The sequence below is a fragment of the Mycolicibacterium vaccae NBRC 14118 = CIP 105934 genome (assembly GCF_001552715.1).
Lineage (GTDB): Bacteria > Actinomycetota > Actinomycetes > Mycobacteriales > Mycobacteriaceae > Mycobacterium > Mycobacterium vaccae.
The window spans coordinates 1-21523 of record NZ_BCRS01000074.1; the positions used below are offsets into that span (position 1 = coordinate 1).

20 protein-coding genes are annotated in these 21523 nt (G+C 69.6%); 3 read left to right on the top strand and 17 right to left on the bottom strand.

Translation table 11 applies throughout. The features are described from left to right. Window positions 1-162: 162 nt before the first annotated feature. Window positions 163-687: an FAS1-like dehydratase domain-containing protein gene (locus MVA01S_RS15570; protein WP_003932730.1), complete on the top strand. Its 525-nt coding sequence runs from the start codon at window positions 163-165 to the stop codon at window positions 685-687. Window positions 688-710: 23 nt separating this feature from the next. Here MVA01S_RS15570 and MVA01S_RS15575 read toward each other — a convergent pair whose 3' ends face one another. From MVA01S_RS15575 to MVA01S_RS15610, 9 genes are all read right to left on the bottom strand, one after another. Next, window positions 711-1781: a lysophospholipid acyltransferase family protein gene (locus MVA01S_RS15575; RefSeq protein WP_003932731.1), complete on the bottom strand. Its 1071-nt coding sequence runs from the start codon at window positions 1779-1781 to the stop codon at window positions 711-713. 52 nt (window positions 1782-1833) lie between these two features. Next, window positions 1834-2940, bottom strand: coding sequence for an SDR family oxidoreductase (locus tag MVA01S_RS15580; protein ID WP_003932732.1), 1107 nt, complete (start codon window positions 2938-2940; stop codon window positions 1834-1836). A gap of 31 nt (window positions 2941-2971) precedes the next feature. Beyond that, complete coding sequence (locus tag MVA01S_RS30485) at window positions 2972-3073, bottom strand: 30S ribosomal protein bS22 (RefSeq protein WP_003402602.1); 102 nt, start codon at window positions 3071-3073, stop codon at window positions 2972-2974. 131 nt (window positions 3074-3204) lie between these two features. Beyond that, the gene (locus MVA01S_RS15585) at window positions 3205-3477 is read right to left on the bottom strand and encodes a helix-turn-helix domain-containing protein (RefSeq protein ID WP_003932733.1); all 273 of its coding nucleotides are present in this window, start codon (window positions 3475-3477) and stop codon (window positions 3205-3207) included. Window positions 3478-3617: 140 nt separating this feature from the next. Continuing rightward, window positions 3618-4490, bottom strand: a complete 873-nt coding sequence (gene proC, locus MVA01S_RS15590; RefSeq protein WP_174538937.1) for a pyrroline-5-carboxylate reductase — start codon at window positions 4488-4490, stop codon at window positions 3618-3620. A gap of 45 nt (window positions 4491-4535) precedes the next feature. After that, complete coding sequence (locus tag MVA01S_RS15595; RefSeq protein WP_003932735.1) at window positions 4536-5348, bottom strand: thioesterase family protein; 813 nt, start codon at window positions 5346-5348, stop codon at window positions 4536-4538. 20 nt (window positions 5349-5368) lie between these two features. Next, entirely contained in the window at window positions 5369-6214 is an 846-nt protein-coding gene (locus tag MVA01S_RS15600) for a sugar phosphate isomerase/epimerase family protein (protein WP_003932736.1), read from the bottom strand. Between the two features lie 15 nt (window positions 6215-6229). Next, window positions 6230-7465, bottom strand: a complete 1236-nt coding sequence (locus tag MVA01S_RS15605) for an Rv0497 family membrane protein (RefSeq protein WP_003932737.1) — start codon at window positions 7463-7465, stop codon at window positions 6230-6232. A 27-nt stretch (window positions 7466-7492) separates the two neighbouring features. After that, entirely contained in the window at window positions 7493-8530 is a 1038-nt protein-coding gene (locus MVA01S_RS15610; RefSeq protein WP_040542672.1) for a Ppx/GppA family phosphatase, read from the bottom strand. Between the two features lie 12 nt (window positions 8531-8542). On the opposite strand from MVA01S_RS15610, the gene MVA01S_RS15615 reads away from it, so the two are divergent. Further along, window positions 8543-9346, top strand: a complete 804-nt coding sequence (locus MVA01S_RS15615; protein ID WP_051015357.1) for a DUF3109 family protein — start codon at window positions 8543-8545, stop codon at window positions 9344-9346. A gap of 10 nt (window positions 9347-9356) precedes the next feature. Here MVA01S_RS15615 and MVA01S_RS32305 read toward each other — a convergent pair whose 3' ends face one another. Continuing rightward, window positions 9357-11789 (bottom strand): glutamate-1-semialdehyde 2,1-aminomutase, encoded by a 2433-nt coding sequence (locus MVA01S_RS32305; protein WP_003932740.1) that lies wholly within the window; start codon window positions 11787-11789, stop codon window positions 9357-9359. Between the two features lie 14 nt (window positions 11790-11803). Between MVA01S_RS32305 and MVA01S_RS15625 the strand changes: the two genes are divergently transcribed. Further along, window positions 11804-12358 (top strand): dTDP-4-dehydrorhamnose 3,5-epimerase family protein, encoded by a 555-nt coding sequence (locus MVA01S_RS15625; protein WP_040542673.1) that lies wholly within the window; start codon window positions 11804-11806, stop codon window positions 12356-12358. Here MVA01S_RS15625 and MVA01S_RS15630 read toward each other — a convergent pair. Genes MVA01S_RS15630 through MVA01S_RS15660 form a run of 7 tightly spaced genes read right to left on the bottom strand, consistent with a single transcriptional unit; the run spans window position 12342 to window position 21523 of the window. Next, entirely contained in the window at window positions 12342-13376 is a 1035-nt protein-coding gene (locus MVA01S_RS15630; protein WP_003932742.1) for an NAD-dependent epimerase/dehydratase family protein, read from the bottom strand. The two genes, MVA01S_RS15625 and MVA01S_RS15630, sit on opposite strands and share 17 nt — an antisense overlap. Further along, window positions 13373-14032 carry a PIG-L deacetylase family protein gene (locus MVA01S_RS15635; RefSeq protein ID WP_003932743.1) on the bottom strand — a complete coding sequence of 220 codons (660 nt, stop codon included), beginning with the start codon at window positions 14030-14032 and terminating at the stop codon, window positions 13373-13375. The genes MVA01S_RS15630 and MVA01S_RS15635 overlap by 4 nt, the downstream gene beginning before the upstream one ends. Then, complete coding sequence (locus MVA01S_RS15640) at window positions 14029-14829, bottom strand: glycosyltransferase family protein (RefSeq protein ID WP_003932744.1); 801 nt, start codon at window positions 14827-14829, stop codon at window positions 14029-14031. The genes MVA01S_RS15635 and MVA01S_RS15640 overlap by 4 nt, the downstream gene beginning before the upstream one ends. Further along, window positions 14826-16070, bottom strand: coding sequence for a class I SAM-dependent methyltransferase (locus tag MVA01S_RS15645; RefSeq protein WP_040542675.1), 1245 nt, complete (start codon window positions 16068-16070; stop codon window positions 14826-14828). Before MVA01S_RS15645 ends, MVA01S_RS15640 begins: the two co-directional genes overlap by 4 nt. Beyond that, window positions 16067-18178: a hypothetical protein gene (locus MVA01S_RS15650; RefSeq protein ID WP_003932746.1), complete on the bottom strand. Its 2112-nt coding sequence runs from the start codon at window positions 18176-18178 to the stop codon at window positions 16067-16069. Before MVA01S_RS15650 ends, MVA01S_RS15645 begins: the two co-directional genes overlap by 4 nt. Then, entirely contained in the window at window positions 18171-20243 is a 2073-nt protein-coding gene (locus MVA01S_RS32040; protein ID WP_003932747.1) for a family 16 glycosylhydrolase, read from the bottom strand. The genes MVA01S_RS15650 and MVA01S_RS32040 overlap by 8 nt, the downstream gene beginning before the upstream one ends. After that, a complete protein-coding gene (locus tag MVA01S_RS15660; protein ID WP_003932748.1) occupies window positions 20240-21523 on the bottom strand; it encodes a glycosyltransferase family 2 protein in 1284 nt (427 codons plus the stop codon). Before MVA01S_RS15660 ends, MVA01S_RS32040 begins: the two co-directional genes overlap by 4 nt.

Genomic DNA, 21523 nt, shown 5'->3' on the forward strand with positions numbered 1-21523 from the left:
CGCCATCGGCGGCGCGCTGGCGGCCGCGGTGTCCCGCCGCGAGGCCAAGTGACGGGCCAAACTGCTGCGGCAGGGCCGCTCATCGAACCGCTGCGGCAGGGCCGCTCAGCCAACCGCTGATAGGCTCGCGCCGCTATCGGCAGAACGGAAAGACGACCGGCAATGAGCATCGCTGAAGAGATCATCGGAACCCACTACCGGTACCCCGACTACTTCCAGGTCGACCGCGAGAAGATCCGCGAGTTCGCCCGCGCCGTCAAGGACGACCACCCGGCGCACCACACCGAGGCGGGGGCCAAGGAGGTCGGCTACGACGCGCTGGTCGCGTCGCTGACCTTCATGGCGGTCGCGGGCCGGCGCGTGCAGGAGGAGATCTTCAACCAGTTCGACCTCCCGATCAACATGGAGCGGGTGTTGCACCGCGACCAGAAGCTGATCTTCCACCGGCCGATCGTCGCGGGCGACAAGCTGTGGTTCGACTCCTACCTCGATTCGGTGACCGAGTCGCACGGCGCGGTCTTGACCGAGATCCGCGGTGAGGTCACCGACGATGCCGGCGAGCCGGTCATCACGAGCATCGTGACCGTGATGGGCGAGGCCGAATCGGAGACCGAGGCCGACGAGCTGACCGCTCAGATCGCGGCGAAGCGGGACGCGGCGGCGCTGTCGAAGTTCGTTGCCGGGTAACCACCGCGCAGTGCGCGGCGCGATCAGCCGAAGAAGGTGTTCCTGCGGCTGGCCAGCAGCTGGTACAGGGTTTGCTGGATGGTCTCGCGCACCTGGTCGGTCAACTCGAAGGTGACCATCGGGTCCTCGGCGGCGGACTCGTCGTAGTCGGCGGTGTCGATCGGCTCGCCGAACTGGATGTACCACTTGGACGGCAACGGCACCACGCCCAGCGGCCCGGCCAGCGGGAACAGCGGCGTGACCGGGAAGTACGGCAGGCCGAGCAGCCGGGCCAGCAGCTTCACGTCGGCCACCATCGGGTAGATCTCCTCGGACCCGACGATCGAGCAGGGCACGATCGGCGCCTTGGTGCGCAGCGCCGCGGAGACGAAGCCGCCCCGGCCGAAGCGCTGCAGCTTGTAGCGGTCCTTGAAGTGCTTGCCGAGGCCCTTGTAGCCCTCGGGGAACACCGCGGTCAGCTCCCCCGCGGCCAGCAGCCGGTGCGCGTCGTCCACGCAGGCCATGGTGTGACCGGCCTTGCGGGCGGCCTCGCCGATCACCGGCATGTCGAACACGATGTCGGCCGCGAGCATCCGCAGGTCCCGGTGCGCGGGGTGCCGGTCGCGGACCGCCACCTGGGTCATCAGGCCGTCGAACGGAAGCACGCCCGCGTGGTTGGCCACCACCAGTGCCGCACCGGTGTCCGGGAGGTTCTCGACACCGCTGACCTCGACCCGGAACCACGAGTTGAAGAACACCCTCAGCAAAGGAAGAAAGATTGCGTTGTTGATCTGCGGGTCGAAGCCGAACTCGTCGACCGTGTAGTCGCCGGTCATCCGTTTGCGGAGGAAGTCGGCGACCGCACTGATGCGCTGGGCCAGTTCGTTGGGCCCGGAGTCCTGGGCGGCGGAGCCTGCGGCGGCGCCGCGGTGCTGATCGATCTCGCGCACCACCGCGGCGATCTGTTCGGCCGACGCACGGCTGTCGGTGTCGGCCAGCAGCGACGGATGTCGACGGGCGGCGTCGGCACGCTGGGCTGCCGCGCGCCTCGCAGCTGCACCACGACTCGAATTCGCGTGCAGCGGAATCACTTTAGCTTTGGGCTCGCCCGGCAACTTGTTTCCCCCTCCCCCCATATCCCCCCGGCCTCACAACTGTGATGTGAGTTTACCGGCCCCAGCGCTGTGCCGCTGCTACCGCACGGTTCTCCACAGCACGTATCCAGCGGGGGTCCACGATCGGGGTCAGACCGCGGCCCCGCACGTAGTCGTCGAAAGCCTCGGCGGTGGTCCACTTCGGCGTGTACCCGAGTTCGGTGCGCATCCGGGTGGTGTCCATGACGCGGCCGTAGCTGAGGTAGTCGAGTTGCTCACGGTCCAGTTCGGTGTTGCGGGTGGCCCGCCACAGCGAATCCACCGCCACCAGCGCCGACCGCGGCGTCGGCAGCGGTAGCCGTCCGGCGCGGCGGATCGCCTGGCTCATCATGATGATCCCGGCGGCCCCCACATTGAACGCCCCGGCCTTGCCGGCCATCGTCGCCCGCTCCAGGGCGCCCAGTGCGTCCTGCTCGTGCAGGAGCTGCAGCCTCGCGTCGTGGCCCATCACCGTCGGCACCACCGGACTCGCCAGGTAGCGCGACAGCGCGGTGTCCATCGCCGGGCCGATCATGTTGGCCAGCCGCAGGATCGTCACCGCGATGTCGGGCCTGCGCCGGCCCAGCCCCCTGGCGTAGCCCTCGATGTCGATGCTGTCGCGCGCGAAGCCCTCCCCGGGCGGCCTGCGCCTGCTGCTGCTCTCGTCGAACAGCACCGGATCCCGCGAACTCGACCCGTAGACCTCCGAGGTCGACTTGAGGATGACCCGCCGCACCGAGGGCGCCTTCTGACAGGCCGCGAACAGCTGGATCGCGCCCATCACGTTGAGTTCCTTCAGCGTCGCGCGGCCACCCGCCCTGGGCGCATACGAGGCCGCCGCGGCATGCACCACGGTGTCCACGTCACCGTTGCGGATGACTTTGGCGATGAAGGGGTTCCGGATGTCGGCGCGGACGAACTCCGCGCGCCCCATCCTGCGCAGCATGTCCTTGCTCGGCGCGATCGCGTCGACCGCGATCACGTGGTTGATCAAGGGGTTCTGGGCAAGGCGCGCGGTCAGGTACCCGCCGAGAAAGCGGCAGGCCCCGGTGACCAACACGACCTTGGGGTAGTTCAGAGCGTCCCTGGCATCCGAGCCGTCGCCACCGGAGCGACCTCCGGTGCGTGCCTCGGAATCCATCCAGACAGCCTAGCGGCGGGGCCGCGCAGCCCTACTTGCCGAGTTTTCTGCGCTGCACCCGGGTGCGACGAAGCAGCTTGCGGTGCTTCTTCTTCGACATGCGCTTGCGCCGCTTCTTGATGACAGAACCCATGAACTCCGCTACCTAGATGTGTGTGTAGATCCTTCGGATCTCGTCAGTCTCGACCGGTCACTTTACCTGGCGACCATGCCGGCACCGAAATCCCCTTCGGTGGGCGACCGGGAGAGCGTCCGCGCCGCGACCTAGCCGGCGTCGAAGTACGAGCTCTCCAGCATGTCGTGGACTGCTTTGGCGTGCACCCGGAACGACCGGCCCACCCGCACTGCGGGCAGTTCGCCGTTGTGCACCAGCCGGTACACGGTCATCTTGCTCACCCGCATCAAGCTCGCCACCTCGGCGACGGTGAGGAACTGGGCACGCTGCTGCTGCCCGTCACCGGCGCTGGACTGTCCGGCGTCGCGAGCCGGCTTGCCGCCAGCCGAATCCCGCGAAGATGGCCCGTTCATAGACGTCATCGCAACCCAATCAATCAGGCGCGGGCAGTTCCAGCGGCTTCCCCACCGCTGGCACCGGACCCGTGCTTACCCTCAGGAGAATAGCGTGGCAGGTGTGGTTACTGCGACGGGTGTGGGCTAATCAGTTTCAAATTCCCGAACTACTCGGGTGTAATTCCGAGCTGCTCAGAGCGCTTTTTCGCGGCTTCGACGGCATTGCCGACCGCCGCCCTGAGACCGCCGCGCTCCAGTTCGCGCAGCCCAGCGGCGGTGGTGCCACCCGGGGACGTCACCGTCGCGCGCAGCTGGGCGGCCGAGGTGTTCATCGCCGTGGCCGGCGAAGCCGCCGCAGCAGCCGCCGCCTCGTCGAGGTGTTCGAGGAGCATCGCCGCCGAACCGGCCATCGTCTGCACCACCAGATCGGTGGCCACCGTGCGCGCCAGGCCCGCGTCGACCGCCGCGTCGACGAGCGCCTCGACCATCAGGAAGAAGTAGGCCGGACCCGACCCGGACACCGCGGTGACGGCGTCCATCTGGGACTCGGTGACGGTGAGCACCCCGCCCACCGCGTCGAACAACTGCGAGACCTCCTTGACGTGCTCGGCGGTGGCGAACCGGCCGGGCGCGACCGCGCTGACGCCGCCGCCGACGAGCATCGGCGCGTTGGGCATGACCCGCACCACCGGCGAACCGGCGGGCAGCCTGTTCTCGTAGAACGAGGTGCTCACCCCGGCGGCCACCGAGACGAAAACCTGTTCGGCCGCATCGCTTTCCGCCCGAGCCGCGGTGTCGGCGATGTCACCGATGACGTGCTGGACGTCACCGGGCTTGACCGCGACGACGACGTAGGTCGCGGCGTCCACCGCGTCGGCGACCGTCGTCACGAGCACCGAGTACCGCTCCGACAGATACTTCGCCCGCTCCGGGTACTTCTCGGCGACGACGAGGTCCTTGACCTGTCTGCCGGCACGCAGCAGTCCCGCGAGCAGCGCCTCACCGATGCTGCCGCCGCCGATGATCGCGATTCTGGCCATGCCGGACAGCATCGCACGGGGACGCGGCCTGTCCGACTGCCGGTGTCAGCGGGTGGGCACCATGGCGAGCTGCCGCGTCTGCACGATGATGCGGCCCTCGCAGTCGACCACGATATGGTCCTCGTCGAACCAGTCCTGACCGATCTGGGTCGCGGTGCACATCACCCGCAACCAACCGTCGGCCGGGCGCGCCCTCAGAAACGCCGTGAGCTGAACCGTGGGCGCCCAACCGAACCTGTTGACCCCGAAGGTCACCGGAGCCGACACGTCGCCGCACAGCAGCGCGAACAGCACGTCCGGCGCCACTCCCCTGGGCCGCACCCAGTACTCGATCACCGGCATCCCCTGATCTGCGCGGCGGGAGAACGTCGTCAACGACGGTCTGATGTCGCACCCGTGCGCCAGGTGCACGATGTCGGCCATCGAGTGGCCCGGCCCGATCGGTTCCAGTCCGGGCGGCGGCTCCGGCGTCATCAGCGGGATCACCGGGTTGACCGACAACAGCGGCGGCACATGGTGTTCCGGGGTGCCCAGGGTGATCGACGCGCGCAGCGCGGTCCGCTCCCCCTGGTTGAGTTCGACGTCGACCAGGCTGACCCGCCTGCCGCGCTTGCGCACAGTGGTGACGACGTCCATGGCGCCGGGGTCCGGCGCCCACAGGAAGTTGCCCGACACCGCGATCGGTTCCACATCCGCTTCGCCGAACTCCGTGCGGGCCGCGTTCGCGCACAACGCCAGCATCGCGCCGCCGTGCACCTTGGGCCCGATCGTCCAGTGCTCGTTGAGTTCTCCGCGATACACCCCGTTGCCGGAGGAGGTCAGGGCCATCGCGTCGGTGAACAGCGTCGAACTCGTCACCGCGGCATCATCGCACGCGCTCAGCGGAGCAGATGCCGGCGTGCGAACTGCAGCGACTCGGTCAGCAGCGCTTCGCGCTCGGCGGCGGTGCGCGCCCCCGAGGTGGTGATCTCGAGGATCACGTGCCCGGAGAAGTCGCCCGCGGCGAGCATCTGGCAGACCTCGGCGGTCGGCTGGGTACCGCGGCCCGGGACCAGGTGCTCGTCGGCGGACGCGCCGCTGCCGTCGGCCAGATGCAGGTGCACCAGACCCTCGCCCATCCGGTCCGCCATCTCCAGGGCGTCGGTGCCGGCGGTCGCGGTGTGCGAGAGGTCCAGGGTGTAGTGCGCGTGCCCGCCGTCGAGCGGATCGTAGGACGGTGCGAACGCCGAGATGCCGGGGCCGGGGTTGCCACCGCGTTTGCGCATCCGCTCGATGGACGTCTGGCCGGCGCCGAAGAAGCGGTCGGCGCGGAACGGGAACATGTTCTCCACCGCGACCATCACGTCGCTGGAGGCCTCCAGCTCGGCCACCTGGTCGCTGAAGCCCTCCGCGTAGCGGCGCTGCCAGCGGAACGGCGGATGCACGACCACGGTCTGGGCGCCGAGCTGCTCGGCAGCGCGCACGCTGCGCTCCAGCTTAGGAATCGGATTGGCGCCCCAGACGCGCTGCGAGATCAGCAGACACGGCGCGTGCACCGACAGCACCGGCACCCCGTAGTGCTTCGACATCGCCTCGACGGCCGCCACATCCTGGCTGACCGACTCGGCCCACACCATCAGCTCGATGCCGTCGTACCCGAGCTTGGCGGCGTACTCGAAAGCCGCCTCGGTCTTGAGCGGATAGACCGAGGCCGTGGACAGACCGACCTTGATAGCGGGACGCACAGTGCTCAGGCGGTCTCAGCCGGATTGCAGCAGGGCCAGCGGGCCGAGGGTGACCAGCGCACCGACGGCCACGGCGATCAACGTGCTCCCGATGTCCTCGGTCTTGCGCACCACCCGCACGCCGACCACCAGCCCGAGGATGACCAGCACGGACAGCACCAACGCGATGATGTTGTTCCACTTCCACAGCTGGTCGAACGCGACGAACAGACCGGCGCCGAAGATCACCGCGACGATGCTCTGCCCGACGATCCACAGGCCCTGAACGAACGACGACATCCGGCGCGGCTCGTCGCGGTCGTCCTCGTCCAGGTCATCGAGGTCGTCCATGTCCGCGCGCTCGACGAGGCTCTCGTCGGAGGCCACGCCGTCGGTGTCCCGGTCGGTGTCGGTGTCCCGGTCTGGGTCGGGCTCGCGACCGACGACGGTCGGCCCGCCGAACAGCGGCTCCTCGGTCGAGCGCAGGTACGACGGCAGCTCCGCGTCGGTGTCCTTGTCGAGGTCACGGTCGAGGTCCTCGTCCAGGTCCCTGTCGAGGTCACGGTCGGTGTCGGACGCGGCGCTCACCGCGATCTCGTCGTCGAGGTCCTCGATCTCGCGGGTGTCGTCCACGTCGACCGGGTCCGGGGTCCACTGTTCGGCGTCGACAGGTCGGCTCTTGCGGCCGAACAGCCCCAGCCCGAAGCGCCGGGCCGGCTCGGGCGCCTTCGGCTTCGCGGCGACCGCTTCTTCGGTGGCCGTCTCTTCGGTGGCCGTCTCTTCGGTGGCCGCCGGTTCGGGCTCTTCCGGCTCGGGCTCGATATCGGCCTCGAGCTCGACCTCAGCGTCGACCGCGGCCTCGTCCGCACGTTCGGCCTCGTCCACAGCGTCGACCTCGGCCTCGTCCGCACGTTCGGCCTCGTCCTCGGCCTCGTCCGCGGCCTCGAGCTCGACCCCGTCCTCCAGCTCGGCCTCGTCCGCACGTTCGGCCTCGTCCTCGAGCTCTGCGTCAGGTTCGACGACGACCTCAGGTTCGGGCTCGGGCTCAGGTTCGGGCTCGGGTTCGGCGACCGCCTCGGCGGGCGGCGGATCGTCCGGACGGATGATCGGGATCTCGCCGGTCAGCTCGGCGACGGTGACCGCATCGGCGTTGCCGCGCCGGCGGCGGCGCCGCCCGCCGACCGGAGGTGCACCGATCGTGCCGTTCCTGGCCAGCAACTCCGCGACCGAGATCGGCCGGGTGTTGGTGTGGTCGTCGTCAGATCCAGTCATCGCCTGCTGCCTTCGAGCCTCGGTGCTTCATCGTCCAGCATTACGCACGGACACCGGCCGCGAGGCAGATTCTCCGCTCGCCTTGCCGGCTTTGCCGGAACCGTCCGCGTCGCCGCTGCCGCCCACGAAGGCGCTGCCATCGGCCTCGCTGTCGAGTTTCCGCAGGATGAGACCCTCCCGCAACGCCCATGGACAGATATCGACGCTCTCGATGCCGAGTGCTTTCATGCTCGCCTCGGCAACCAGCGCGCCTGCGACGATCTGAGGTGCCCGATCGGCGCTCACCCCTTCCAGTTCTGCTCGGTCAGCCGCGGTCATCCTAGAGATGAAATTTATGAGTTGCCGAAGACCCGGTGCGGTGAGCGTGCGTTTGACCCGCGGACCGGCTCCCGACGGCGCGGCACCGGTAAGCCTGGCCAGCGAACGGAAGGTCTTCGACGTGGCCACCGCCAGGTCCGGCGGACCCGCCTCGGCGATCGCCGACGCGGCCTCGGAAAGTTCGTTGGACAGCCAGTCGCGCAGCATCGCCACCCGGCGCCGGCCCGGGGGATCCTCGGGCAGCCATTCCCGCGTCAGCCGGCCCGCGCCGAGAGGCAGCGACAGCGCGACTTCGGGCTCCTCGTCCACACCGCTGGACAGCTCCAGCGATCCGCCGCCGATGTCGATGTTGATGATGCGCCCGGCGCTCCAGCCGTACCACCGGCGCACCGCCAGGAAGGTCAGCCGCGACTCGTCGACACCGCTGAGCACCCGCAACTCCACGCCGGTCTCGGCCCTGACCCGGGCCAGCACGTCCTCGGAGTTGGTCGCGTCCCGCACCGCGGAGGTCGCGAACGCCATCAGCTCGGCACACCCGGAACTGGTGGCGATCCGCGCGAACTCGTCGACGGTGCCGACCAGCTTGTCGGCGCCCCTGCGGGTCAGCTTGCCGGAGGTGTCGATCGCCTCGGCCAGCCGCAGAGAAGCCTTGGTGGAACTCATCGGAGTGGGGTGGCCGCCGCGTCGGGCATCCACCACCAGAAGGTGAACAGTGTTGCTGCCCACGTCAAGCACGCCTAGTCGCACCCAACCAACCTAATGGGTCTACCGTGGAAAACCGTGAGCGCATCGGCATCGCATCCTGGTGAGGTCGAATTGGATTTCGCCCGTGAGTGGGTGGAGTTCTACGATCCGGACAACCCCGAACATCTGATCGCCGCCGATCTGACCTGGCTGCTGTCCCGGTGGACGTGTGTGTTCGGCACCCCCGCGTGCAAGGGCACCGTGGAGGACCGGCCCGACGACGGATGTTGTTCACACGGGGCGTTTCTGTCCGACGACGACGACCGCGCCCAGCTCGACGACGCGGTCAAACTGCTGACCGACGAGGACTGGCAGTTCCGCGACAAGGGCCTGGGCCGCAAGGGCTATCTGGAACTCGACCAGTACGACGACAAACCCAACTGGCGTACGCGAAAGCACAAGGGCGCCTGCATCTTCCTGAATCGTCCGGGCTGGCCGAAGGGCATCGGCTGTGCGCTGCACCAGAAGGCGCTGGAGATCGGCGTGGAACCGCTGACACTCAAGCCCGAGGTGTGCTGGCAGCTGCCGATCCGCCGCACCCAGGAATGGGTGACCCGACCCGACGGCTCGGAGATCCTCAAGACCACCATCACCGAATACGACCGCCGCGGCTGGGGCGAGGGCGGCCTCGAACTGCACTGGTACTGCACCGGTGACCCGGGCACCCACGTCGGCACCAAACCGGTGTGGCAGTCCTACGCCCCCGAGCTCACCGAACTGCTCGGCGAGAAGACTTACGCGGAGCTGGCCGCGATGTGCAAGCGCCGCAGCGGTTTAGGGCTGATCGCCGTACACCCGGCGACCCGCGCCGCCGAATGACCGGGCCGCTCTAGCCGGCCCGCCCGACCACACGCCGCGGCTCCGCGGTGCGGCGGATCGCCGGCGCGACCGGTCTGCCCTGCAGCAGCCCGCGCACGCTGCCCGCGTCGATCGCGTACCGATAGACGGGCAGCGCGTCACGCACGGCCTGCACCGTCGCGTCGACGGCCTCGTCGGTGTGCGCCGCGGAGGTGACGAACGACTGGCCGAGCACGCCGCGGCGCAACAGCTCCTGCAGGAACAGCGTGCGGTAGGCCTGTGACGGCCTGCCGTCGGCGTCGCCGGTGACGAACACCAGACACGACGGGCGCCCGATCACCCGGAGGTGATCCCCCAGCCCGGCCTCGGCCACCGCCGCGTCGACGCCGGCGGCCAGCCGACGGCCGGCGTGCTCCATCCGGGCAATCGGGTCCTCGGTGCGGTACGCCGCGACCACAGCCCGGAAAGCGGCCAGCGACGCGGTTTCCGGGCCGTGCGTGGTCGAGAGCAGGAACACGCGCTCGGAGTCGGTGCGCAGACCGCCCAGCTCCAGGTAGCGCCGACGCCCGGCCAGCGCCGACAGCGGAAATCCGTTGCCCATCGCCTTGCCCCAGCAGGACAGGTCCGGAGTGACCCCGTACAGGGTTTGCGCGCCGCCGGCCGCCCAGCGGAAGCCGGTGATCATCTCGTCGAACACCAGCAGTGTCCCGGTGCGGTCACACAGGTCACGGACCTCTTCGAGGAACCCGTCGGCGGGTTCGGCGGTCGCCGACGCCGGTTCCATCACCACGCAGGCCACGTCTTCGGCGCCCAGCAGCTCGGCCAGCGAAGCGACGTCGTTGTACCGGAACCGGACCGTGGCCGCGGCGTGCTCGGCGGGGATGCCTGCTGCCATCGCGGTCGTCCCGATGAACCAGTCGTCGGTGGAGAAGAACGGCTGATCGCAGACCGCGACCTTGACCCGGCCGGTCACCGCACGGGCCAGGCGCACCGCCGCGGTGGTGGCATCGGACCCGTTCTTGGCGAACTTGACCATCTCCGCCCCGGACACCAGTTCCAGAAAGTCCTCGGCGGCCGCGACTTCCAACGCGGTCGGCCTGCTGAACCCGACACCGTCGGCCATCGCGCGGGCTGCCGCGTCGACGACCGGCGGATAGCCGTGACCGAGAGTCACCGCCCGCAGCCCGATCCCGTACTCGATGTAGTCGTTGCCGTCGGCGTCCCACACCCGGCACCCCGACCCGCGGGTCAGCACCGGCGGCATGAACTCCGGGTACTGGTCGGCACCTCGCGCGTAGGTGTGCGCCCCGCCGGGCACCAGCTCGTGCAGTCTCTCCTGCAGCTGCCGGGACCGCGCGAAGGTGCGCGCGGGCGTCACGAACCGGTCGTCGGGAACCCAGCGGCCGGCCAGCTGCGGCCAGCGCGCCGACACCTCGGACAGCAGATCGCCCAAGGTCAGCAGCACCCGGTCCGGGTCCGCCGCGACGAGCTCTTGCGGTGACACGATCGGCACATCGGTGCCCGGCATCCGACGGCCCTGTTTGGCCGGTGATGCGTCCGCGACCGCGTCGACCAGCGTCCTGTCCAGCCCGGCCCGGGCGAACAGCGCGACGGCGCGCGACGCGGCGCCGTACGCGTAGACCCGGCGGCCGGCCCGGCGTTCGTCCTCCAGCCAGCTGCGCAGCGCGACCACCTGCGAATCGGCGGCGTCCTGCACGGCGCCCACGGTGGCGGCGTCGGTCAGCGCGGCTTCGGACTCCAGCAGTGCCGCGACGGTCGGGCCCGGTTCGCCGGTCCCGTGGACGGCCGCGACGAGCACGGTCCCGCCGTAGAGGTCGAAGGTCCACGCGTGCGCGGCGCGCATGCCGACCCGGTCCAGCTGGGCGACGACGACCGGTGTGGAGTAGTACGCGAAGTGGCCGTGCCGCAACGAGTTCCACTGACCGTGCGCGACGATCGCGGCCAGGCTGTGGAATTGCAGCAGTAACACCCCGTCCGGCGCGGTGGCCCTGGCGCGTTCCTCGAACGCGGCCTGCTGATCGGCGTCGTGCATGATGCCGAAACAGTCGAGCACGACGTCGGCCGTGCCCCCGCAGGTGGAGCGGTACCGGCGCTCGCCGAGCAGTGGTAGCCAGCTGCCGCCGTGCGGGCTGCCGAACTCGCGCACCGTGCCGCCGGGCCGGTTCAGCCAGCCGGCGTCCGCGACTCGCCGGACCGCTTCTGCGGCCTGGTCTTTGAGCGCCTGCGGCTCGACACCGCGGGGCTCTGCGGTGTCGGTGTCGTCCTCGGCGAGCTGGGCGAGCCCGCACGCGGCGCACAGGTCCATCGCCAGCGGGTGGCACACCTCCGACCGATCGACGGGCAGGTCGGCCGGGGGGAAGTGATCGGCGGCGGGCACCAGGCCCAGGTCGAGTACACGGTGCAGTCCGGGATCCCCACATCCGCGGCAGTGGCCCGCCTTCATGCCACCATGTCCTGGTGCGTATCGAACCGGCCCACCTTGCGGGTGTGGTGACGCTGGTGCCGCAGCCGCACCACGACGACCGCGGGTTGTTCACCCGCACGTTCGACGCCGAGGTCTTCGACGACTGGTCGGGCGTGCCCGGCATGGCGGCCTCGTTCGTCCAGGATTCCCAGTCCCGTTCGGCGCGCGGGGTCATCCGCGGCCTGCACGGCCGTCGCGGGCTCGGCGAGGCCAAGCTCGTGCGGTGTGCGCGCGGCGCCGTGCACGACGTGCTCGTCGACGCCAGACCTCAGTCGCCGACGTTCGGCAGGCACGAGGTGTTCCTGCTCGACGACACCACGTTCCGTCATCTCTACGTGCCGCCGGGCATGCTGCACGGCTTCCAGGCGCTCACCGATGTCGCCGACGTCTGCTACCGCATCAACCGCCCCCATGATCCGTCCGAGGACCTCGCCGTGGCACACGACGACCCCGACCTGGGTATCGAATGGCCTCTGTGTCCCGCCCTGCTGTCGCCGCGCGACGCCGCGGCGGGTAGCTGGGCCGCGATGATCAGACAACTTCACTGACCCTCCGCATCGTGTTGTCCAGCCGGCCGCTGTCACGCAGGTGTGCGAGGCGGGCCAGCCGGGTGAACTTCGCATCCAGGTCGGCGGAGGTCAGGCCGTGGCGCAGATACGCCGAGCACAGTTCGGCGGCGCCGTCGGCGACCGACACGGTGGCCTCGAAGTCGAGTTCGTCCCGGGCCCTGGCGAAGTCGACCCGGTAGGACCTCGGGTCGGCACCGGTCTCGCCGGTGATCAGGACCTCCGAGGCCGGCACGGCATCGGCCACGTGCCGGGCGATCTGCGCGACGGTGACGTTGTTGCGCTCGCTGCCGATGTTGAAGGCACGGCAGGCGACCGTCGATGCGGGCACCTCCAGGCATCGGGTGAACGCTGCGGCGATGTCGCGGGCGTGCACCAGCGGGCGCCACGGCGTGCCGTCGGACAGCACGCGCACCACACCGGTCAGCACCGCGGATCCGACCAGGTTGTTCAGCACGATGTCAGCGCGCAACCGGGGCGAGAATCCGAACGCCGTTGCGTTGCGCAGGAATACGGGACTGAAGTCGCGGTCGGCCAGTGCTGCCAGGTCGTCCTCGACGCGGACCTTGCTGACCGCGTACGGCGTGAGCGGGCGCAGCGGAGCGTCCTCGTCGACCGACCCGTCGCCTGCGGCTCCGTAGACCGAGCACGTCGACGCATACAGGAACCGTTTCACCCCGGCGTCTTTCGCGAATCGCGCCAACCGCACCGAGGCGTGGTGGTTGATGTCGTGGGTGACCTCGGGCACCAGCGCGCCGAGCGGATCGTTGGACAGGGCGGCCAGGTGGATGACCGCGTCGAATCCGGCCAGGTGCTCAGGGCCGACCTCGCGCAGATCGATCGCCAGGCCCGCCGGGTCGTCCGGGCGGGGCCCCAGCACGCAGTCGGCGAAATATCCGACGTCCAGACCGGTGACCTGATGGCCCGCCGCCCGCAGGGCCGGCACCATCACGGTGCCCAGATAGCCCTGGTGGCCGGTGACCAGTACGCGTTGACTCATGCCGCACCTTTCTGCGGGAACCTCAGGACCGTCTTCTCCGCGATGAACGCCTCGGCGTGCGCGCTGCGGCATTGCACACCGCGCAGTCGCGACAGTCCGAGGAACGAATGTTCGTCGAACCAGTCGCGACCGGCCTGCGACGGGTAGTGCTTGTGCAACAGCCTGACCTTCTCCTCGGCGGTTTCGGGAGCCACGGGGTGAAACACGTTGGGCGACGGGGTGTCCGACTCCCATTTGAGGATCTCGTAGCCCAGCACCACGTGGTCGCGGAACTCGGTGGGGGTCAGCTCGGCGAGCAGCCGGTGGTCCTGGTGGGCGTCGTTGCGGTGCGTGCTGAAGACCACTTGCGGGTCGCAGCTGCGGCGGAACGTGCTCAGCCCGTCCTTGACCGTGTCCCAGTGGGCTGGGGTGCGTCCGTCGGGCAGACCCAGGAGCGTCAGGTGCACCGTGGCGCCGGGGCAGAACGCCGCCAGTGCCGCCCGCTCCTCGCCTTCCCGCTCGGTGCCGGCACCGCAGAGCACCAGTGCGTGGACCTGCAGTCCCGGGTTCGCCCGCGACAGCGTGAGAAGTGTTGCCCCCGTGCCGATCGCGATGTCGTCGCAGTGCGCACCGAGCACGGCCACCTCGTGGACGGGTCCGGCGGACAGGCCGATCACGACACGGCCTTGGCGTGCTCCCACAGTGCCCACGGCCGGTCCCCGCTGCGGTAGGCGGCCTCGAGTTCGGCGCGCTCCTTGAAGGTGTCGGCAGGTTTCCAGAAGCCGAGATGCCGGTATCCGAACAGCTTTCCGTCGGCGGCCAGGCGGGCGCAGGTGTCCTCGACCAGATCGCAGTTCTCGGTGAGCATGTCGAGGATCTGCGAGGACATCACGAAGTAGCCGCCGTTCTCCCAGATCGGCAGCCGGGACACCGGGGTGATCCCGGTGATCGCCCCGCACCCCTGGCCGGCGTCGGTCACGTCGACGCAGTGAAACGACGACTGCGGCGGGACGATCAGCATCGATGCCGTCGCGCCCGATGCCTTGACCTCGTCGATGATGTCGTTGAGCGGAGCGTCGGTGAGCACGTCGGCGTAGTTGGCCAGGAAGTACTCATCGTCCTCGACGAAGTGGCGTACCCGCCGAAGACGTTCTCCGATCGAGGATTCCGTGCCGGTGTCGACGAAGGTGATGGACCAGTCGCTGATGTCGGTCTGCAGCAACTCCACCTTGCCGCCGCGGATGACGAAGTCGTTGGACGCCGATTCCTGGTAGGTGAGGAAGTAGTTCTTGATGTGCTCGGCTCCGTAGCCCAGGCACAGCACGAACTCGGTGTGGCCGAAATGGGCGTAGTAGCGCATCACGTGCCAGATCAGCGGTCGCGGACCGAGCATCTGCATGGGTTTGGGGATGGTGTCGTCGCTGCTGTTGCGCATGCGCATCCCGTAGCCACCACAGAACAACACGACTTTCATTTCACGGTTCCTTCCGTCAGGTCGACGACGTGCAGAGTGGGAAGTGGGAACACCAGCCGCGCACCCCATTCGGCGGTGTAGGCGAGCTGCTCGGTGATCTCGGTCTGCAGGTTCCACGGCAGCACGACGATCACGTCGGGGCGGTCTTTGTCGATCTGGGCGGGGTCGTGGATCGGGATCCGCGTCCCCGGGGTGAACCGGCCGTGCTTGTACGGGTTCCGGTCCACGGTGTACTCGATCAGGTCGCTGCGGATACCGCAGTAGTTGAGCAGCGTGCTGCCCTTGCCGGGCGCCCCGTAGCCGACCACGCGCAAGCCGCGATCCCGGCAGTCGAGCAGGAACCGCAGCAGTTCGTGCCGGAGGGCCTCGGTGCGGGGCCGCAGTCCGAGATACCCGTCGAGGTGGTGCAGTCCGGCCTCGTCCTCCGCCCGCAACGCGGCGGCGACCCGCGGGCTGGGCGCACCGGCGTTCTCCGTGGGACGGGCCCACAGCCGGATCGAGCCGCCGTGGGTCGGCAGCATCTCCACGTCCACCACCGACAGCCCTCCGGTGGCCAGCGCCCGGATCGCCGAAAGCACGGTGTAGTACTGGAAATGCTCGTGATAGATGGTGTCGAACTGGCCCAGCGCGACCAGGTTCAGCGCGTGGTGGACCTCGATGCTCAGCCAGCCGTCGTCGGCCAGCAGGGCGCGTAGCGCGCGGGTGAAGCCCAGCAGATCGGGGATGTGGGCATAGACGTTGTTGGCGACCACCAGATCGGCGGGTCCGTGCTGGGCGCGCACGTCCGCTGCGGTCTGTTCGTCCAGGAACGCCGACAGCGTCGGCACGCCGCGCCGGCGGGCGGCGGCACCGACGTTGACCGAGGGTTCCACGCCCAGGCACCCGATACCGGCCGCGACCACATGTTGCAGCAGGTACCCGTCATTGCTGGCGACCTCGACCACGAACGAATCCCGGTCCAGTCCGACACGCTCGGTGGCGTCGGCGACGAAACGCCGGGCGTGGTCGACCCAACTGTCGGAGTACGACGAGTAGTACGCGTACTCGGTGAAGTTGTCCTCGGGAGTGATCAGCGCCGGAATCTGCAGCAGCAGACAGTCCTGGCACAGCCGCAGGTGCAGCGGATAGGTCGGCTCCGCGGCGTCCAGTTCGTCTGCGGTGAGGAACTTCGCGCACGGCGGCGTGGCGCCGAGGTCCAGCACGCTGTGCATGCGGTCGGACCCGCACAATCGGCACCTCATGGGCACACCTCCTGGTATCGGTACACGGTGGTCGTCTCGTCCTGCAGCCGCAGGCACCACACCGGGCTCGTCGCGAACATGTCCTCGAAGCGCTCGACCGTGCCGGGGTCGGCGTGACCGAGATACGCCAGTGCCGTCGTCGCCTCGTCGGAGAACACGAAGAACGTCTCCCCGGCACTGCCCGCGGCCAGCGCGGTGACGTCGTCGAACTGTCCGGTGTCCGGAAAGCCGGTCTCGAATCCCGGCCAGCGTTCGAAAATCGTTCCGTCGTAGGCACTGTCGGCGACGGCCAGGGACACCGCCTTCGCCGTCGCCCGCGACGGGAAGCCGGAGGTGTGCAGGTTCCACACGGTGGCCGGTCCGCGGGCGACGTCCACGCCGTCGACCAGGTTCTCCAGCAGCGCCAGCTGAGAGGGCTTCTGCACGTTGATTTGCCACGTCCCGTAGTAGCCCTGCAGTCCCGCGGCGGCGATCCCGGCCAGCGCGGTGACGGCCACATACCGGCCGGCGCGGGCTCTGATCGACGCGATCAGCAGTGGCGCGATCAGCACCGCGCAGCCGGGCAGCGCGTACAGATAGACGCGGAAGATCGCCTCGCCGCCGTAGCTGTTGAGCAGCAGCAGGCCGAAAGGACTGAACGCCAACACGGCCGGGACCAGCACGCGACGTCCGCTGCGCCACCACACCACCACCGCGATCAGCGCCAGCAGCACGACGCCGGCCGAAAGTCCGCGACACACCAGCGAGGTGAACATCTTCGCGGCAGAGCCTGCGTACTCGACATTTCCTGCGCCGTTGGCCAGCGGGTTCAGGCTCGAGAGGCCGCCATGCTGGAAGACGATGTAGCTGCGGGGAATCAGATATCCGATCAGCACTGCGGCATAAGGGATCACGATCCAGGCGGAGCCGAGCCGGCGTGCCGCCGCCAGTATCACCACGACACCGAACACCCAGTACGGGGTGAGCTGGTGGGTGGGCACCAACGCGGCGAACAGCACCAGAGACAGCCATCCGGCGGCGGGCGCGGTGCGTGCGGCGAGCAACGTGACGACCACGCCGAGCCCGAGCACCATCGCATAGGCCTGGGGGGCGAAGTAGTCCTGGGCCACCCAGTTCGCGAGCTCGGCGATCATCACCGCCGCCAGGGTCTGCGGCCTGTCCAACCCGAGGGTGGCCGACAGGCCCGCGACCATGAGTGCCAGCACCACGTGCGTCACCGGGGCGAACCAGTGCGCGACGACCACGGGATCGACGGCGGTCACGTCGCTGAACCAGGCGAACGACGTGAAGAACGCGGGCCATTCGCGGTAGACGTCGACGCCGGACGGCGGGAACGCGTGGTGCGACATCAGGTAGTCGACGATGCCGAGATGTTTGTAGGTCCACGGATACAGCGGCAGGTCGGTGATCAGCGTGACGGTCAACCGCATCACCACGATCACGGCGCCGATCGCCACCGCGGCGACGACCAGGGAGTTGTCGCGCAACGCGATCACGAACACCGCGACAAGCACGGCGGCCACCGCGACCAGCGCCGGTCCGGTGCCGGTGAACAGCAGACCGAACGGCGAGTCGGTGGCGCCTGCCATGCCGGGCAACGCCGCCGCCCAGCCGCACAACGCCGCGATGATCCACAGGTACGGCGCGGTCACCCGCCAACGCTCCGCTGCCGGCAGCACGGGCCACGTGATGGTGATGGCGCCACGGCGCCGGCCCGACGCCAACGCCGAAACCGCGACGGCCGCCGTGGCCGACAGCAGCAACGGCACCGGAAGCCACAGCCCTGCCCAGTTGACCATCGCTGTGGCGCCGGCCATCCCGGCCAGGCCGGTGACCGGCACGACGGCGATGACGGTGGCCGGCGGCAACCGCACCCACAGCACCGTCGCCAGCCCGGGACCGGTCAGGATGAACACCGCCAACAACACCGCCCGCAACCACGGCGGCACCGGGGCCAGCGACAGCGCGCCGAGCACCGCCGACGCCAGCGCGAACGGTTCCACCGCCGGGGTGTCGAGTCGACGCGGCGCCGGGGCGACCTTGCGGTGCCTGCCGCCACCGGACGGCGGCGCCACCCGGGGGATCGGACGTTCGAGGAGGTCAGTCACCGGTCACCCGCACCCAGTCGACCGTCATCTCGGCGGGAAACGGTGTGCCGTCCTCGACGGGTCCCGGCCACTCCCCGCCGACCGCGACGTTGAGCACCAGGAAGAACTGCTTGTCGAACACCCAGAGCTGTTCGGGCGGAAGGTCTGCGGCGTGGAACACGGTGGTGGTCCGCTCGTCGACGCCCATCGAGACGATGCCGGGTTCCCGCTGCACCCAGTAGGTGTGGAAGCCGTCGACGAACGTCGGGTCGATCGGCACGGACGCGGCCAGCTTGTACTCCGTGCCGTCGGCGTAGGGTCCGATCGCGCCGGAGTGGATGAAGTGCGCCTCGCCGATGGTCTCCACGACGTCGAGTTCTCCGCTGGCGGGCCAGCCGACACTGTCGAGGTCGGTGCCGAGCAGCCAGAACGCGGGGTGCAGACCGGCGCCACGCGGCAGCTGCAGCCGCGCCTCAGCACGCCCGTAGGTGAAGGAGAGGCGGTCCCGGGTGGTCAGCCGCGCCGACGTGATGCGCCGTCCGTCGCGCCGGGCGGTGACCACCAGGTGACCGTCGCCATCCAGCGCCGCGTTGGCCGGATCGTCGGTGTACACCTGAACTTCGCCGTTTCCCCAGCCGCCACCGCCGACGTCGTGCCCCCACCGCGCCGGATCAGGCGGTGTCCCCGCCGCACCGTTGAAGTCGTCGAAGAGCACCAACGACGCTGCCGCGGTGGGGCGTTCGAACGCATACAGCATCCCGACCGGAAGCGCCGCGGCCAGAAGCACCCCGCCGACGCGAACCGGGACACGGCTGGACGGCGCCGCATGACGGGGCCGCGCGCCCGGTGCGGTTCCGATGCCGCGCAGCCACACCACGGTCGGTCCGATCAGGATCGCCGCCGCCAGCGCTTCGGCCGCCAGGTAGGCCCAGCCGACTCCGGTGACACCGAACGCCCGGGTGCCGTACCAGGACCCGGCGACGATCACCACCGTCACCAATGTCTGCACGGACAGGTAGAGCGCCAGTCTGCGCTGCACACGGGCGAAACCCTCGTAGACAGCGGCCACCGCCGACAGGGGCAGGAACGCCGCGGCCAGCCACAGCAGAGCTGTTCCCTCGGCGCGGTATTCGTCACCGGCCAGGCCCAGCGTCAGCGGTCCCACGAGGAGCAGGCCGGCCGAGGCCAGCACCGCGACCGCGGCCATCATCCGCACCATGCGCCAGGACAGCGCCCGCACCTGGCCGGGATTGGCGGCGACCTCGGCCACATACGGCCCGACGACCAGATGCATCATCAGGTACAGCGCGCTGATCATCGCCCAGCTGATGGCGAAGTAGGCGTTCGCCGCGGGTCCGATCTGGGTGACCACGATCAGCGGCACCACCAGCGGGCCGATCGACCACAACGACCCGATGCCCAGTGACGAACCGAAGTACGACCACATCTGCCTGCGCGGAGGCAGATCGGCCGGCTGACGCCATCGCGGATGCCGCCGGCTGCGCCGGTGCAGCACCACATAGGTGCACAGCGCGGCAACCGCCGCGGTGAGCGTCCAGCTCAGCACGATCGTGGCGGCCTGCTCCCAGACCGCCAGTGCCACGACGGCCACCAGCTTCGCCGCGGCGTGCGCCAGGTTCTTCACCGCCGACCAGCGGGCCACACCCAACCCCGACGTGGCCTTGTCGAGCAGCGCGAAAACCGCCAGCACCATCACCATCAGCGGGAAACCGGCCATCGCCCAACCGGATTCGAACAACGGCTGCCGGGGACCGAAGAGGACCAGCAGCGTGCCGGTGAGCACACCCGCGCCGGCGACCAGCAGGAAGCCACGGTGCAGCAAGGCGGGCGCACGGCTGCCCGCCACCGGCAGGAAGCGCTCGTAGAGGACGTCGAGACCGAGGCAGGACAGTGACGACAACAGCACCGCGGAGGTGATGAGCGCCGAGGCCAGCCCGACCTCATGCGCGGGGAAGAGCCGGGCCGACACGGCCCAGAACGCCAGACCCAGCACACCTGTCGACGCCGTCGACACGATCAGGGCGACGGTGTTGAGTCGCAGGTTGCGTTCTGCGTGCAGACTCATGTCGGCCTCAGAAGCGGTGCGGGCCTGCGTCCCTCGCGCAGCGCGGCGCGGTAGGCACGGAATCCGGCGACGACCGAGCGCCACGCCGGCGTGGTCAACCCGTCGGGCAGCAGGCCGGTCAGGTCGTCCGCCGGCCGTGACGTGGACGCCGAATACGACAGGTGCCTGGCGAACGCAGGCGCCCGGCGCACCGCCGTCAGCACGGCATCGGGGGCCGTGCGGCGATCGCATGCGACCTTGGCGATCCAGGCGCCCAATCCGGTCCCGTAGGTGCGACTCTGCGCGGCGAGGCCGTCACCGTCCGCACGGTGCCGGTGCCAGATCAGCGCCGCCGGTTCGTACACCAACTGTCCGCCGGCGGCCAGGACCCGGAAGAACATGTCGAGGTCCTCCCCTCCGCCCGCCGGTGCGCCGGCCCCGAGCGCCTCGTCGAATCCGCCCAACTCGACGGCGACGGCCCGGTCGACTGCGAAGTTCGCGCCGGTGCCGTAATGCCCCACCGCGAACGGGAACAGCGGGATGTCGGCCGGCGGCGCCGACCGATCGAACACCCTCGCCTCCAGGCACGTCGACCAGGCCACGCGGGTGTCGAAGTACGCCTGCGCCGGGGTGCGCAGTTCCGCGGCGGGCACGATCCCGGACACGCACCAGACGGACGGGCCGCGGCCGAAGCCACGTGCGATCGCGCCCAACCAGTGCCGGTCGACGACGACATCGTCGTCGGTGAACGCGACCACCTCGCCCGCGGCGGCCAGCAACCCGGCGTTACGCGCCCTGGACAGTCCCGGCTGCGGCTCCTTGACCACGCGCACCCGGGGATCGGCCAGGCTCTCGACGTAGCGGAGGGTGGCGTCGGTGGCGCCGGCATTGTCGACCACCACGATCTCGAAGTCCGGATAGTTCACTGCCAGAGCCGATTCCAATGCAGTGCGCAGCATCGACACGCGGTCGCGGGTGCAGATCACGATGCTGATCGACACGGGTCGCACAGCGGGAGCCGCCGGAGACGGGTCCGGCGCGGGCAGGTCGGCGAGCGCCGCACGCAGCTGCTGCGGATCGATGGACTGATCGACGATGTCGAGTTCGACGAAGCCGAGCGGACCTGACTCGGCGCGCACCAGCAGCCGGGCCCGGCGGAACCCGTGGGCATCATGGAGCCGGTGCACGCCGGACGCGCCGGCCCAGATCTCGCCCACCCAGACCGCGCCGTCCCAGTCAGGCGGCGCCGCAGCTGCGAGCACCGGGCGGATCGTCACGTCGGGGACGGTAAGGTCGGTCAT